Source organism: Phaeodactylibacter xiamenensis, from assembly GCF_000759025.1.
GTDB classification, from domain to species: Bacteria; Bacteroidota; Bacteroidia; order Chitinophagales; family Saprospiraceae; genus Phaeodactylibacter; species Phaeodactylibacter xiamenensis.
Genome location: NZ_JPOS01000018.1, coordinates 308001 through 322688, shown reverse-complemented (window position 1 = coordinate 322688; position 14688 = coordinate 308001). Strand labels below are relative to the sequence as shown.

Below are 14688 nucleotides of genomic sequence, written 5' to 3'. Positions count from 1 at the left end.
AATATTTTCACACAACCTCCCTCTGTCCTGTTGCTTAGAAAATTTTAGCGAATCATAATGGCATCATTTATTTTTGCTCTGTCCTCAAGATGCAAAAATATAAATTTTATTCACCAATAGCAGCCCTCATTTGAAAGCGAAGAAATCCTACGGCCAACACTTCCTCAACAGCGAGCCCATCGCGGAGCGCATTGCACTAAGCCTGCAGCTTGGGGGCGAAGCGTATAAAAAACTACTGGAAGTGGGCCCGGGGCAGGGTATGCTGACCAAGTATCTGTTGCAGCGCCCGGAAAAGCTCATCGTGGTTGAAGCAGACCGCGACATGGTCTTGTACCTCAAAAAACACTACCCTGACCTGAAGGGGCATATCGTAGAGGGCGATTTCCTGCGGGCAGACCTGCCTGCCCTGCAGCAGCAGGAGCCCTTTGGCCTAATCGGAAATTTCCCGTACAATATTTCTTCACAGATTTTATTCAAAATGATCGAAACCCGGTCCTACATCCCGGAAATGGTGGGCATGTTCCAGAAGGAAGTGGCTGAACGGGTCGTGGCCGGGCCAGGCAGCAAAACCTATGGTGTAATCAGTGTGCTTGTGCAGGCTTATTACGAAGGCGAGTACTTATTCTCCGTTGACAAAAGCCAATTCACGCCGCCGCCTAAGGTCCAGTCGGCGGTGATACGCCTTACCCGTAAGGCAGCGCAGGGCCTGGACTGCAACGAGCGCATCTTCCGGGCAGTGGTCAAGCAGGCGTTCAGCCAGCGCCGAAAAATGTTGCGCAATACAATGAAAAGCCTGCTCAAAGGGTCGCCCCTGTTACAGGAGCCTTTGTTTAGTGAGCGCCCGGAGCAATTGGGGCTGGACGACTTTGTGCAGCTCTCCAAATGGGTGGAAGACTGGCAAAATGCCTAGTGGATTGAGCCGCAAATACCTAACCGTTTACAATCCAGTGCCAGCAGTTAATTCAGCCTGGTCGCACCAGGATTGAACTTTCCGGGCAAAAAAATGATTGTCAAGCAAAACAGAACTATAATATGAGCCTTGAAAAGACCATCATGACGGACCTCAAGAACGCCATGAAAGCCAAAGACCAGGCTGCCCTGCGCGGCATCCGGGCTATCAAATCTGCCATCCTTCTGGAAAAGACAAGTGGCTCCGGCAAGGAAATCACAGAAGCAGATGAAATTAAGATGCTGCAAAAACTCGTCAAGCAGCGCAAGGATTCCGAGCAAATTTACCTAAAGGAAGGCCGGGAAGACCTCGCCGCCAAGGAAGCCGAAGAAATTGAAGTCATTCAGCGCTACCTGCCCGAGCAAATGTCAGACGAGGAGCTGGAAAAAGAAGTCAAAGCCATTGTGGAGGAAGTAGGCGCCACGTCTATGAAGGACATGGGCAAAGTCATGGGACTGGCTTCTCAGCGCTTTGCAGGCCGGGCAGAAGGCAAAGCCATTTCTGCTAAGGTGAAAGCTATTTTGGGATAAGCCTCGTGTCGATAAATATCGCAAATCCCCCATCCAGACAAGTGCGCTGAATGGGGGATTTCTAGTGGAAAAAGAGTCTGAAATCAGGCATTTACTTTTCCACAAACTTTTCCACACTTGTTAATTGCTGGTTTTCAGTACTTGATAATCTACAAATAAAACGATGCTTAAAAATAATAATGCGCCGGCCTGATGATATACGCCAAGGCCGACCGGAACAGTGCCCACGCAGTTGATCAAAGTAAAGATACCGAGGCCAACTTGTATTATCAACATACTTACCAACAGGTATAAACCGGTACGGAAATGCGCCGTTGTTTGTGCTTTCAATCCGCGGTAGGCAAACCACAAAACCAGTGCTGTCAGTACATAAGCCGTGGTCCGGTGCATAATTTGTACCAAAGCCGGCATGAAGAGCGTGGCATCGTAATCCACAAAGTTTTCCACAGTCCAGTTGGAAGCGGCGAGCAAAACCTCCGGTACCGCCATGCCATTCATATCGGGCCAGGTGGGGAAATAAAGCCCGGCTTTCATACCCGACATAATGCCGCCCAGGATGATCTGCACAGCTGCAAGGGCAGTGATGGCAATAGCCCCCTTTTTCAACATTTTATTGTGGATTACTTCCGGATTGGGCTGCATAACCTTCAAAGTGGTCCAGAATAAATAACTGAACAGGATCAGCGCCAGCGACAAATGCATGGTCAGTTTGTACGCATTGACCCAGGGGCGGTCAATAAGCCCGCTGGCGACCATAATCCAGCCGAAAGAGGCCACAAGCGCGGCCAGCAGGAAGACGACGCCAAGGCGTTTTAAAAGCGGTCTGTCGACCATTCCGCGCGCCACAAAGAATCCAAGGGGTATAATAAAGACAAAGCCCATGAGCCGCGCCCACAACCGGTGGATATACTCCCAGAAGTAAATGAACTTAAAGTCGCTCATGGACATCCCTTCATTGATCTTCTGGTACTGCGGGGTAGCGCGGTATTCTGCAAACTCTGCTTCCCAGGCGGCTTCATTCATAGGCGGCAGGGTGCCGGTGACAATTTCCCATTTGGTGATGGACAGGCCGGAGCCAGTCAGGCGGGTGATACCGCCCACGACCACCTGCACGAAGATCATGAACAGCCCGATACATAGCCAAACCTTTACCGCTCTAGGGTAACCTTTGGTGGTGCCCGGGGAAGTGCGCCGGGACGAAGGCGGTGTTGTTACTGCTTCCATTTTTATTGCTTTATAAAGTAGAGCACTGCGCTCCAAATCGTATTTTCAATTGAGGAACAAATATACACCCAATTGTTTGGCCATGCAGAAGTAAACTAAACCGGAGCTGATCCCCTTTAATAGTTTTTATTATAATTTTTTTAAATCTCCCTTATTATCATTAGCAGTGTGGAAAGGTGGATAAAAATCAATGTAAATTCTAGGTAAATCCATTGCTAACATCAGGCCTTCGAAGTTTACACCTGTTTTACACACTGCTTATCTCTGATCTGTCAGGATTTTAGGCCATTTGTCCACAGCCTGTTAAAAAGTGCAGGCCTCAGTAACTTTTATTTCCACAAGCCCTCCTACGGCCTTATTTAAATGTCTAAAACTGGTGTGGATATCCCCAAATCTGGATTAGTATAAAGCTAATTTATATATGGCAGATGACCATTCTTGGCCAGTGTGGGCCATTGGGGCACTTACTAAGGCCACGGCCCACAATTGATGTGGAAAAGCGTTTTTGTGAACCCTTGGTTTTCTTACCTTTAGGCAGGGTCTGAAAAAGGGGTGTGGAAAACCTTGGAAACAAGGCGGCCCAACGCTGTGTTCCAATAATGATGCCTTGTCCAACGATCTGAAATAGCATAACCCTGTGGATAACCGTGGATAAAACCGGAATACGCTGATAAAGTGATTTTTACAACCCCGGGCTCCAACTCCATAGCGAACAAAAAAGTGCAAACATGTGCGGACGTTTCTCATTTGTAACCTCCCCCGAGAAGCTCAGGCAGCAGCTGGGCGATATTAAGACCGGGGAAAACCTGAAACTGAGTTTTAACATCGCCCCCACGCAGCATGCCTATGTGCTGACGAACGAGGAGCCCGACCGGCTCAACTATTACCGCTGGGGCCTGATTCCGCACTGGGCAAAGGACAGCAGTAATGCTTCCAAGCTGATCAACGCACGCATGGAGGGCATTGGCGCCAAGCCTTCCTTCCGGGTGCCTGTTCGCAAACGGCGCTGCCTGGTCATTGCGGATAGTTTCTACGAATGGCGCACCGAGGGCAAACAGAAAACGCCCTTCCGGATACTGCCTAAAGATGATAGCCTGCTTGTGATGGCCGGGATATGGGATATCTGGCACGATGGCGACTACGCGGTTAAGACCTTTTCCATTATCACGGCGCCTCCTAATGCCGAAATTGCGCCCGTTCACAACCGTATGCCCCTGGTCCTGCCCAAGGCTAAGGATCAGCAGCGCTGGATTTCCGACCTGAGCGTGGAGGAAGTCATGAATATGCTGCAGCCGCCACCGGATGGCCTGCTCAAGAAGTACCAGGTATCCGACCGCGTGAACAACGTGCGCAATAATACGCCAGACTTGCATGAGAAGGTTGGGGAGCAGGGGCGGTTATTTTAAAGCTTGCCTATCTGGATATCACTACTTTCACCGTTTTTGCTGCACCTTTTTCATCGCTTGTCCGGATGAAGTAAAGCCCGGGCGCCCAGCCCGAAGTTCGGATGACTACAGGATCAATCTCTGGTACTTGCGTATGCACCCATTGCCCCTGTGCGTTGAAAATATCCACTTTCCGGATATTCAACCCCTCTGCCTGCATTTCAAAATAAGCGCTGGCGGGATTTGGGAATACCTTGACTGCCTTTCCGCTACCGGGTGCCTCATGAGTTGGTACCGGGCCCATTCCATTGGCAAAAATGCGCAGGGTGCGGTCGTGTTCATGCAAGGTGATAAGGTCTGGGGCCGTGCTGAAAACAGGGGCGTGATGGGCCACTGAAGCATACCCTAAAGAATCAAGCGTGATGGATTGGAAATCCAGGCTGTTCAGGTCAGCCGGGCCCATTAGCCAATACAGGGAAGTCGTCTGACCGGGATTGAGGGCAAGGAAAAACAGGTCCGTTTCTTCATCCCCATTGAGATCAGCCGAAAAAAAGCGCCCGGTATCTGTGCTGAAGGGAAGGTCAAGCAACAAGGTATTAGATAGTGCTCCGGGCGGCTCATGCTCCCAAAACCGGATTTCAGAAGTAAAAGAAGCGACAAGCTCCGGCATACCATCTCCATTGATATCGAAGGGCGCAGGTAATTCCGGTGCTCCGGTGCCTGCAGGCGTAAGAGGTATGGCTTCATCAAACCCATCTCCATTCCACCGGTGCAGGGTCACCTGATCAAACGGGCCAACAGGTCGGGCAATGAGGTCTTGGCTACCGTCCCCATCCCAATCGGACAGCATGGCAAAACGGTAACTTGGCGTGGTACTTACGGTGGTGCGCTCGCCAAAATTCCCACCGCCCAGATTTTGGTAATAAATCACCGCATGAACGCCACTGCTGGCAACAATATCCAAATCGCCATCCCCGTCCATATCCTGAGGTAAAAGGAAAGGCAAAGCATACTGCTCCTCATCAATTGGGTGTTCTTCCCAGGTCCCGTTACTTCGCTCCATCCAGTAGACTTGCCCATCAGGCAATGGACGGGATTCGCTTACCAATAAATCGAAGTCTCCATCATCATCAAAATCGCCCCCGCTGATGTAAGCGGGTAGCGGTAGGTTGGCCCGCTCAATGTGCACAGACCGGAGCGTTCCTGCTTCCTGACGGAAGCTGAAAAGGGTATTCGCGATAATATCGGAAGCGAGAAGATCGGTGTCTCCGTCCCCATCTGCATCACCTGCTACGAAGTGGTCAGGGATGAGGCCGGCTGGAAAATACCGGTTGTTCGACCAGCTGCCATCAGCCAGGCTGGACTGATAGCCGGGGCGCAGTTCGTCTTCGTAGTAAAACAGCAGGTCAGGGAGCGTGTCCCCGTCAATAGGTTGAAAATCGAACACCGCATTACTTGGTACCCCAGCTGTAAGTGGCTGTATGATACCAAATTCCAGAGGTGCCGTCTGCCTGACCCAGGACAGCCGCTCCGGTTGAAAAAATGGCGGATTGGTCAGGGTGTCCAGCCCGAAAACGATATCCGTCAGCCCATCAGCATCTACATCATGGAATTTGGAGCCCCAACTGTTGGCCAGCGGACTGCTGTAGACTGTACGCCTTTCCCATACACCATCAATAAAGGTGTAATAGAAAATCCCCTCCTGAAAGCCCGAGCCCAGTAGTTCGGGACTGCCATTCTGATCAATATCTGCCATATCCCGGATTTGGAAGTTCACATCATCAATGGGCATAAAATCAGCAAATGATAAATCATCGTAATTAAAGGTGATTCGGGCCGATTGCATGTTCCCTCCGTCGGGCCTAAATCGCCCGTAGATATGTAGAACAGGCTGTGTAACTTCCGGCTGGAAGAAGAAGTAAGGAGGAAATTCGGCTAGCCCAATTGGCACCCGGAAAGGGGCACTGACTGCCGGGCTGTATGTCCCAGGCCCTGTCCCCATCATGATATGGAATGCAAAATCAGGTGGCACATCATTCAGAAAGCCGGTAAAAATGAGATCCGACCAGCCATCGGTATTGAGGTCAGCGAGCTGTAGCCCTTCCATGGATTCGCCTTGCAAAATGGTGGTCTCCTGCCCGAAACGCTCCAGCCCCTCCAGTCCGGTGTTTTCATACCACACCAGGCGGGCGGGATTATCGACAGAAGCGATGATATCCGGATCGCCATCCTGATCAAAGTCACCGGTGGTGGCATCATTGACGGTGGCTGTAGTAGATAGTACCAGTGCCAGTTCGTACGCTTCCGGGTTGTTCAGGCTGATTTGCCAGGATAGGCGGTTGGGCGATTCTGACAGAAGCACAAGGTCCTTTTTTTTATCATTATTCAGGTCTGCCGGCATGGCCTTTACTGTTATCAGGTTGAGGGGGTGCAGGATTTGGCGGGGCATCCACTGTGCCTGTAAGGAAGAAAGTAAAGACAGGGCGCAAAGAACGGTGAGATATTGACGGTAGTTCATAAGGGCAGATTTGGATGTTGAGTCGAACCAGAACTATCCTAAAATTAGCCTGTTCAAACAAAAAGCTTACTTAATTTATGCGAATTATTCTGCAACGTGTTAGTGAAGCATCGGTAACGGTAGACGAAAAGATCGTCGGTGAAATTGGGCACGGGCTGCTCCTGTTTGTAGGCATTGAGGACGAGGATACGGATGAAGACCTGGAGTGGCTTGCCAGTAAGATTGCCAAAATGCGCATCTTCAGCGATGAGGAAGGCAAGATGAACCACTCCGTTAAAGATGTGGACGGCGATATTTTGGCAGTCAGCCAGTTTACTCTGCACGCCAGCGTGAAAAAAGGCAACCGCCCTTCTTTTATGGGAGCTGCCCGGCCGGAATATGCCATACCGATGTACGAGAAGTTTATAAAAATACTGGAAATCACTTCCGGCCGTACGGTGGAGACGGGTGAGTTTGGTGCGGATATGAAAGTGCGCCTGCTCAATGATGGACCGGTCACCATTTTCATTGACAGCAAAAAACGCGAATAACCCTATGCCACAAGAACTGACCCTGCGCGAAGCCCAAGCCACCGTAGACGAGTGGATCAAGACCATCGGCGTGCGCTACTACAATGAGCTTACCAATACCGCAGTGCTTATGGAAGAGGTAGGAGAAATGGCCCGGCTGATGGCCCGGCTGTACGGTGAGCAAAGCTTCAAGCGCCCGGAGGATGCCGAGGCTGCCCCGAAACAACTGGCAGATGAAATGGCGGATGTACTCTTTGTACTGATCTGCCTTGCGAATCAGACCGGCGTGGACCTCACCGAAGCGCTACACCAGAACCTTGCCAAAAAGACGAAGCGGGATGCCGACCGGCACGCGAATAATGAGAAGCTGAGATAAGGGCATTACTCCTGGCGGGGAATTGTAAAATAAAAGGTACTGCCTTCCCCGGGTGCTGACTTCACCCAAATATCGCCATTGTGAAGATCCACTATTTTTTTGCAGTTAGCCAGTCCGATGCCGGTCCCTTCATAGTCTTTGCGGCTATGGAGCCGGCTGAAAATCTCGAAGATCCGTTCCTGGTGTTCTTTAGGAATACCTATACCGTTGTCCCGCACAGCAAATAACCATCCATTCTCGTGAGGCTCGGCACTAAGGTGTACCAAAGGTTGCTCGTCCTGTTTCCTGAATTTTATCGCATTGCTAATGAGGTTCTGTATGAGTTGCCGGAACTCAATAGGATAACCCCGTATTTCGGGTAGGCCGGAGAAAGTGATTTTCGCGTTGGTTTCCTGCAGGATCGTATCATAGTCTGACATAATAGCCCGGACCACAGATTCGCAATTGATATACTCCTGCGTACTGTTTTTACCCAACCGGCTGAAATCCAGCAAGCTATCAATCAGTTTGCTCATCCGTATACTTCCATCAGAGATAAACTGCAGGTATTCGTTAGCATTTTTGTCCAGTTGGTCTTTATACTGTTTTTTGAGTAGCCTGCTAAAGCTGCTGATAGTCCGTAGCGGCTCTTTGAGGTCATGAGAAGCGATAAATGCGAAATTTTCTACTTCGTTGTATTTGTCTTTGAGTTCGCGGTGCTGATTCTTGATTTGTTCCATTTCTTTTTGCTCAGAGACATCAAGCACAATACCGTACCAGGTGATGACGCCATTGGGCTCCCGCTCCGGGCGCATATCAATACGGTGCCAGCGCAGCGTTTCAGCCTGAGCCCTAACCCGGTATTCCATATAGAACTTGGAAAGCTGCTCAGAGGAAATCAGCAGGTTATGGTAAAAGCCGCTGAGATCTTCGTGGTAGATATGGAGCAGGAGCTCTTCAAGGTTGTTCTGTACCTGGTCGAGGTTTAAATTGGGGATAAGACGGCGGGCACCTTCACTGAGGAATGGTACAGAGAACTTGCCTTCCGGCGTCATTTGCAACTTCAGGATAGCGCCAGGTACATTCTGGGTAAGTTTTTGAAGTTCCTGCTGACTGTCCAGCAGCTTGGCGCGTTCCTCTGTATAGGAAAGGATATTGACCAGTACCTGAGCAGAAAGGCGAAGAAATTCCATTTCCTGCTTGGTATAAACGTGGTAGCTTTTTACAGAATCAAATCCCACGAAACCGGCGCAGCGGTCGCCCTGATACATGGGGACTGCCAGCAGGCTTTTGATGCCCTGTGGTTCCAGTACCTCCCTGAGCCCGTTATGAGGCAACTGCTGTACGTTCGGAATGTGCATAACCTCACCGTTGAGATGCGCGGTAAGCCAGTCCGGGAAGAGGCTCATGGGGACATCCTGAAGATTATCAATTTCAGGTTCGGTACCCTCCGCGCACCACTCATACGTATTGCTGGTGGTTTGCTTTTTGAAGTCGTAATCAAAAATATAGACCCGGTCTGCGTTGACGAAGCGCCCGATGACATCCAGTGCCTGATTGATGGTCACACCGGCATCTTCCAACGGCTGGCTGATGTGCTGTGTGGAAATCTCACGCAGGGTTTCCTGCATATGGAGCTGTGTATGCAGTGCCGCTTCTGCCTTTTTACGGTCTGTAATGTCACTAACAAAAACATACCATTCTACGCTGCCGTCATTGTTTTTGTGAGGCTGTGCAGTTGTACTGATCCATTTGGTGATCAGGTTTGTACGGATGCGCCATTCGAGCTGGAACACACTCAGATTGTCAGCCGAGGTTTGAATAGCTGTTTCCAGCTTGGTCACATCTTCGGGATGTACGGCCTTCCAGATTTCATGGGTTTCTGTGATGGTATTAATATCATCAGGGATCCCGAAGATTGCTTTAACACCCGGGCTGAAGAACGAAAACTCATCGCTGCCATCCGGGTAAAGGCGGTATTTGTAAGACTCACCGGGAAGGTTGGGGAGGAGATGATGCAAAAAGTCTTCTGGTAGTTGAAGCTTTGTGCTGTCAGGGACGGCACCGAGGTAGCGGTGGCCGCCTAGCATACGTGTATTGTTGCCTGCTTCGTCTTTCAGAACAATCCCGAAGCACCTGACTCTAACCCAGTAGTCTTTTTGATGCCGGTAGCGGACATTGCGCTCAAATTTGAACAACGGGTCTTTTAATGCTTTTTCTGCATCATCCAATAATGGGGAGAGATCATCAGGGTGCACCAGCTGCTGCCAAGACCGAGGAGTGTGGCTCATTATATTTGGATCATAGCCAAGGGTACGCCAAAACTGGGCATTCATCCATTCTTCCTCCGGGTTTTCAAGGTCCCAGTACCAAATTCCATCGGATGCTGCTTGTTCAATAAATTGGAACAGGCCGGGATTAGTGGAAAAGTAAGAGCGAAGCTCTGTCTCTAAATAGTAGTTCTCCTGGCGCATATTTGACGTTGTGCAATCTTAATGAGCCGTAAAGATACAGTTTCAGTCAGTAAAACCGAAAGTTAAAGCGCTATCTCCAGACCATTGTTGAGGCTATACATTGTATTGGGTACAGGTATCGGCGGGCGCTCGTCATACATCAGCTGGAAATAGGTCCGAAACGCTAGTTTTTCACTGATTTTGAAGGTTAAACTTGTTTCGGAGGAGATCCGGAAGTCGCCAAGGTCAGCCAGGTTGGGCTGAAAATAGGTGACGTGGTTGATGTTAAAGGTCTCCGTGACCTGAAAACCACCGGACAGGTAGGTGCTCAGGCGGTGGTCATACAGGTAGACATTCACGCTCCTCTCTTCCGGTACTTCAAAAACATCCGTGGAGGCTTCGTGCTCATACATATACAGTAGCCCAAAGAACAACTGACTGCTATCCGTGCGCAGCAGTTTCACCCTGGGGCCTGTACCGGTCAGCACCCTTGCATCAATTTGCTGGATTTGGTCGTATTGAAACTGCGTGAAGGCCTCCCAGGTCAGCCAGTCATTGGCGAGGTAGTTGTACCGCAGGTGCCCGAAGGCATTGTTGGCAAAGTTGCGGGGCACGCTGCCCGGGTCTTCCACGTTTCTGAACTGGGTAAGGTTGTAGGCACCCAGTACCATCCAACGGCTTTTGTCTGTATCGTATTCCAACCTGAGGCGGCTGCCCAGGCTGAGGGTTTGCCCGGCTTTGTTGCGGGTGAGCCCGAAATCCAATCCTGCTTCTGCCAGCCAGCCGTCTTCATTGGTGGAACGGAGCTTTTCGGTATTGACGACCTGGGCAGAAAGGAAAGCAGGCATAAACAGTAAAATGAAAAGGCAGTTTCTCATCAGCAGCAGTTTTCGGGGTCCGGCTGCAAAAGTAAGGAATAGGGTTTACAGTCTGAAACTCCGGTATGGGCGGATACTGGTTATACCAATTCGGCTTGTACTTGTTCAGGTATACCCTGATTTATCTCTGAAACTCGTTTTGGTGCCTTGCCCGGGACGGACAGGCTACCGAAAGGCCCATTTCCTGTTGAAAGAGGGGCGAAGAGCGCCATGTACAGCTTGCCCATGGTTGTATTAAGGCTTACTCATACGTGACCAAAAAGGCAGCTGTCCCATTTTTAAGGGTTAACGCTGCGTCCGTTTTGAAGTGCTCTGTTACAGGAGTCAGCGCCGGATCGTACAGCCCCAGTTTGCCCTCAAAAGAGCAGTGGACCAACAGGCCCTCTACCTGTCCCTCAATGGGGTGCAGGTAGCTGTAGTCTTCTGTACTGACTATCTGCAGCTGACCTTCCGGTTCTTCCAGATAGGAGGCCCGTGAACGCTGATCGACATGGGTAATCCTGCCTTCGTGGGCAAAACTGATGTCTACCCTGCCCGCGCCTTTCCCAAACAGAAAGACCCGCCCGGGTTCAAACATATTTTTGAGGTGGCCTGCGGTCCATAGGCTTTCCTCTTCTGAGTCTGCCCAAAACCTAAACCCAAATAAATAAGTCACAAACCAATTGGTGTCATGTGCGATGTTTATTTGCATCGCGGGGCCTTCCGCTGTTGTTACAGGTCCGTCGTACCAGCCATAGTTATAGGTATCGCCAATAAAAGGGAGAGATAGGCGGAATTCCTGAGCGGAATAATCAATCTGCCCGGTGTCCCGGTATTCCAATTGGGTATACAGGGGAGGTATGTAGCTGGATTCGTGTACTATGAGCTCCGGTTCCTGCTGACAACTCCAGGCCATAGCCAATGATAAGATCAGTGATGTAGTGTAAAGCAAGCTTCTCATAATGATTTAGTTTGATAGAGCCGCAGGGCGAGCCCAATGGAAAAGGTGGTCACATACGTTGTAGGCCCTGCGAACCCTTCAAAGCTTTCCCATTGATTAAGAAAGCCCTGATAAGCTTCTGCTTCCAGTGAGAGCCTTTCCTGTAATTTATAATAGCCCGCAATCCGAATACCCAAATCGTGGCCCCGGAGTACTTCTTCCCCCAGACCCCGGCGACTGACCGTTGTAGCTCCTCCAATACTGTAAATATTCCTGAATTGGTAATTCCCGGTGCCCGTTACGCCGAAGCTGTAGCGCATGCCCGCTTCCAGAGTCAGGGGGCTGTTCTCGTTCCAGGCTTGTTGCCCAAAAGAGAGGTCGATCAGCCACATCTGCAATCTTTTCAACCGGGCTGTTTCTTCAAGCCAAGAGATGCTCCCTTCCGGCAGTACCCGGGTATCCAGAATTTCCACCGCGCTGTTATAGCCACGGATTTCCTGCCATCCCAACTGTAGTGCCAGGCCTTTGCCATCGTCCAGCTCAATCCTCGACCACACTGCTGCGCCCCATCCCTGCCCTATTGTTGCATCCGTTACAATTGGAGCCATCAGGCGGGGAGACAAGCCAGCGGAAAAAGATTGGGCGACTACAGGGACAGAACCCAAGAGCAGCAACAAAAGAGCGGTCAGTTGCTTCATAGTTTAAAGTTTCTATTAAGATAAGGCTTTTATCTGACATTGTCCAGGCCTGTGCATTCATTTGAATGCCAAATAGGGCCGAAGAAGTAGTACGGTCTCATCTCTAAATACTTTACAAACGGGCATAAAAGTAGTTTGTATACCATCATCGGTAAGCGACAAAAAAGGTAGCTTTCCCCTCCCTGATTTCCAGTGCCGTATTGGTGGTAAAATCATCAAGCCAGGCCCCTTCAAACCGGTCATACTGTCCGATGCTGCCTTCAAAAGTGCAGTGCACCAGCATGCCCCTAACCGTTTCCTGTCCGGGCGAGGTGTAGCTGTAGTCTTCGGTTTGTGTAACGGACAATTGCCCGTCAGGCTGCTTCAGAAAAGAAGCTTTTGAGCGCTCATCCTCGAAAAAATCCGGGTCCCGGTGCGCAAAACTGAGGTCTACTTTTCCAGGCCCCTCTCCGAATGAAAAAGTACTGCCCGGTTCAAACATTTTCTTCAAATGGGCTTCCGACCACAGGGCCTCTTCCCCCGGTGTTGCCCAAAACTCCAGCCCAAATCGGTAAAAATTATTCCAGCCCAACCGTTCTCTGATGTCGACTAAGAGCGCTGGGCCCCGGCTGGTGACTTTGTCCCATTCGTTCCATTGGTAGACCGGGGTGTCCGAATTCAGAAAGCTGCCCAGTCGGTATTCCTGAAGGGTGTAACCGACCTGTCCCGTATCCCGGTATTCAAACTGGGTGTAAACAGGAGAGACATAAACTTCTTCAAAAGTGATCAGGGGTGGTTCCTTTTCACAGTTTGAAGCAAGCGCAGCAATCACAAGTGTGAGCGAAAAGTAGCATAGATTCTTCATGATTAACTTGGTTTAGAACAGCCGGAAAGCCAGCCCGACAGATAGCGTAGTGACGTAAACAGTAGGGCCTTCGAAATCCTCAAAATCCTTCCATTGATTGAGCAGCCCCTGATAAGCTTGTGCTTCCAGCCAGCATCCATCGAAGAGCTCAAATGCGCCGGAAAGGTGGAGCCCAAAGTCATGCCCTCTGAGCATCTCTTCACCAAAGCCTCCACTGAAGAACCGCCCTGATCCAAAGCCCAGGGATTGCCTTAATTCATATGGTCCCCGGGCCTGGGTGGAAAAACTATACCGTGCCCCCAGCTCAAAGGACCATCGGCTTTTGATGTCCCAGGTATACTGCCAGAAAGAGAGGTCCACATACCAGGTCTCCAGCCCCTTTATTCTTGCGGACTCTGTTTGTCTAATGGTGCGGTCAGGAAAAACATAGGTGCGCTTCGTTTCCACCGCGCTGTTATAATCGCCAATCTGCTGGTAGCCCAATTTCAACTTTAGTCCGTTGCCGGGGCCGATTTCGACTTTGGACCAGGCTTCTGCCGCCCAGCCCTGACCGATTTTAGCGTCGGTTACAACCGGTGCTACCAGCCGTGGGGTAAGCCCGAAGGAAATGGGCTGGGCGAAGAGCCCAAAGGCTTGCAGAGCAAGTAGTATTGTAATTAGAAATAGTCTTGTCATAACTCTTGGTTTTATGGTGCGCATCTGATGGAGGTGGACTACTCGTATGGCATGAAGAATACGGCTTCCCCGTTTCGAAGGTCAATGGCAACATCGGTATACGAAATAGCATCTACAGATGGTTGAGGTTCGTATACCCCAATGCCCCCTTCAAAGGTGGAGGTAATACGCTTGCCTCTGCGTACCTCTTCGGGCCAGGTGCGGTATTGCATTTCATAGTCTTCCACCTCCTGAATCACTAGCTCACCGTAGGGTTCATATAGAAATACCGTTTGGGAAGGGAGACCAAAGGCAGGATTACCAATCTGCAACCTTAAAAGGGTATTTACTTTTTCAGGCCCCAGACCAAAGGGGATGCTACGGCCCGGGTAAAAAAAGTCCTCAAGTATTGCTTCCGAGGGTATTTTCCCTGGCTCCAACCCAGGAATTGCAAAACCAAAGCCAAAAAGAGGTTCGCTAACCGAGAAAGATCGGACCTCTGACACTCCCGTTTGGAAATAATGGGTGCTGTTTATGTTTTCAAGTTGATTGTGCCAGGTGATATAGTGGTAGGCGGTATCGAAGCGGTCGGATATCCATATCGAGTCTCCCAGCGTATAATCCACATATTGATAGTCTTCGGATATCGTATCCTTTACTTCAAACCGGAAATAAAAGGAATCCCTTTGCTGAGTCATTCGTACCTCAAGAGTAGGTTCCTGGCAGGTTGTGCAACTCAGTATGGCTAAAAATAGCATTAGCTTTTTCATAG

14 protein-coding genes are annotated in these 14688 nt (G+C 50.1%); 5 read left to right on the top strand and 9 right to left on the bottom strand.

The genetic code is table 11. The features are described from left to right. Positions 1-130: 130 nt before the first annotated feature. Together rsmA and IX84_RS08045 are read left to right on the top strand one after the other, a co-directional pair. Complete coding sequence (rsmA, locus tag IX84_RS08050) at positions 131-910, top strand: 16S rRNA (adenine(1518)-N(6)/adenine(1519)-N(6))-dimethyltransferase RsmA (RefSeq protein ID WP_044218455.1); 780 nt, start codon at positions 131-133, stop codon at positions 908-910. A 122-nt stretch (positions 911-1032) separates the two neighbouring features. After that, positions 1033-1479, top strand: a complete 447-nt coding sequence (locus tag IX84_RS08045; RefSeq protein ID WP_044218452.1) for a GatB/YqeY domain-containing protein — start codon at positions 1033-1035, stop codon at positions 1477-1479. 120 nt (positions 1480-1599) lie between these two features. Here IX84_RS08045 and IX84_RS08040 read toward each other — a convergent pair whose 3' ends face one another. Further along, positions 1600-2703 (bottom strand): COX15/CtaA family protein, encoded by a 1104-nt coding sequence (locus IX84_RS08040; protein WP_052515866.1) that lies wholly within the window; start codon positions 2701-2703, stop codon positions 1600-1602. A 728-nt stretch (positions 2704-3431) separates the two neighbouring features. Here IX84_RS08040 and IX84_RS08035 point away from each other — a divergent pair. Next, positions 3432-4109, top strand: coding sequence for an SOS response-associated peptidase (locus IX84_RS08035; protein ID WP_044218449.1), 678 nt, complete (start codon positions 3432-3434; stop codon positions 4107-4109). 7 nt (positions 4110-4116) lie between these two features. On the opposite strand, the gene IX84_RS08030 is transcribed toward IX84_RS08035, so the two are convergent. Beyond that, entirely contained in the window at positions 4117-6606 is a 2490-nt protein-coding gene (locus IX84_RS08030; RefSeq protein ID WP_044218447.1) for a T9SS type A sorting domain-containing protein, read from the bottom strand. A gap of 77 nt (positions 6607-6683) precedes the next feature. On the opposite strand from IX84_RS08030, the gene dtd reads away from it, so the two are divergent. Together dtd and IX84_RS08020 are read left to right on the top strand one after the other, a co-directional pair. Continuing rightward, positions 6684-7136 (top strand): D-aminoacyl-tRNA deacylase, encoded by a 453-nt coding sequence (gene dtd / locus IX84_RS08025; RefSeq protein WP_044218444.1) that lies wholly within the window; start codon positions 6684-6686, stop codon positions 7134-7136. A gap of 16 nt (positions 7137-7152) precedes the next feature. Next, positions 7153-7491 (top strand): nucleotide pyrophosphohydrolase, encoded by a 339-nt coding sequence (locus IX84_RS08020; protein ID WP_044218755.1) that lies wholly within the window; start codon positions 7153-7155, stop codon positions 7489-7491. A gap of 5 nt (positions 7492-7496) precedes the next feature. Here IX84_RS08020 and IX84_RS30820 read toward each other — a convergent pair whose 3' ends face one another. From IX84_RS30820 to IX84_RS07985, 7 genes are all read right to left on the bottom strand, one after another. Then, the gene (locus IX84_RS30820) at positions 7497-9944 is read right to left on the bottom strand and encodes an ATP-binding protein (protein ID WP_052515865.1); all 2448 of its coding nucleotides are present in this window, start codon (positions 9942-9944) and stop codon (positions 7497-7499) included. Between the two features lie 62 nt (positions 9945-10006). After that, positions 10007-10801, bottom strand: a complete 795-nt coding sequence (locus tag IX84_RS08010; protein ID WP_044218442.1) for a DUF481 domain-containing protein — start codon at positions 10799-10801, stop codon at positions 10007-10009. A gap of 241 nt (positions 10802-11042) precedes the next feature. Continuing rightward, on the bottom strand, positions 11043-11741 hold the full coding sequence (locus IX84_RS08005; protein ID WP_044218440.1) for a hypothetical protein: 699 nt from the start codon (positions 11739-11741) through the stop codon (positions 11043-11045). Then, positions 11738-12418 carry a hypothetical protein gene (locus IX84_RS08000; RefSeq protein WP_044218439.1) on the bottom strand — a complete coding sequence of 227 codons (681 nt, stop codon included), beginning with the start codon at positions 12416-12418 and terminating at the stop codon, positions 11738-11740. Before IX84_RS08000 ends, IX84_RS08005 begins: the two co-directional genes overlap by 4 nt. Before the next feature lie 145 nt (positions 12419-12563). Then, the gene (locus IX84_RS07995; protein WP_044218437.1) at positions 12564-13262 is read right to left on the bottom strand and encodes a hypothetical protein; all 699 of its coding nucleotides are present in this window, start codon (positions 13260-13262) and stop codon (positions 12564-12566) included. A gap of 12 nt (positions 13263-13274) precedes the next feature. After that, positions 13275-13937 (bottom strand): hypothetical protein, encoded by a 663-nt coding sequence (locus tag IX84_RS07990; protein WP_044218435.1) that lies wholly within the window; start codon positions 13935-13937, stop codon positions 13275-13277. Positions 13938-13975: 38 nt separating this feature from the next. After that, positions 13976-14686, bottom strand: a complete 711-nt coding sequence (locus tag IX84_RS07985) for a hypothetical protein (RefSeq protein WP_044218433.1) — start codon at positions 14684-14686, stop codon at positions 13976-13978. Between the last annotated feature and the right edge of the window lie 2 nt (positions 14687-14688).

Coding starts and splice junctions, on each gene's coding strand:
- IX84_RS08045 (WP_044218452.1), top strand. CDS start 1,033: ATGAGCCTTGAAAAGACCATCATGACGGACCTCAAGAACGCCATGAAA.
- IX84_RS08040 (WP_052515866.1), bottom strand. CDS start 2,703: ATGGAAGCAGTAACAACACCGCCTTCGTCCCGGCGCACTTCCCCGGGC.
- IX84_RS08035 (WP_044218449.1), top strand. CDS start 3,432: ATGTGCGGACGTTTCTCATTTGTAACCTCCCCCGAGAAGCTCAGGCAG.
- IX84_RS08030 (WP_044218447.1), bottom strand. CDS start 6,606: ATGAACTACCGTCAATATCTCACCGTTCTTTGCGCCCTGTCTTTACTT.
- dtd (WP_044218444.1), top strand. CDS start 6,684: ATGCGAATTATTCTGCAACGTGTTAGTGAAGCATCGGTAACGGTAGAC.
- IX84_RS30820 (WP_052515865.1), bottom strand. CDS start 9,944: ATGCGCCAGGAGAACTACTATTTAGAGACAGAGCTTCGCTCTTACTTT.
- IX84_RS08010 (WP_044218442.1), bottom strand. CDS start 10,801: ATGAGAAACTGCCTTTTCATTTTACTGTTTATGCCTGCTTTCCTTTCT.
- IX84_RS08005 (WP_044218440.1), bottom strand. CDS start 11,741: ATGAGAAGCTTGCTTTACACTACATCACTGATCTTATCATTGGCTATG.
- IX84_RS08000 (WP_044218439.1), bottom strand. CDS start 12,418: ATGAAGCAACTGACCGCTCTTTTGTTGCTGCTCTTGGGTTCTGTCCCT.
- IX84_RS07995 (WP_044218437.1), bottom strand. CDS start 13,262: ATGAAGAATCTATGCTACTTTTCGCTCACACTTGTGATTGCTGCGCTT.
- IX84_RS07990 (WP_044218435.1), bottom strand. CDS start 13,937: ATGACAAGACTATTTCTAATTACAATACTACTTGCTCTGCAAGCCTTT.
- IX84_RS07985 (WP_044218433.1), bottom strand. CDS start 14,686: ATGAAAAAGCTAATGCTATTTTTAGCCATACTGAGTTGCACAACCTGC.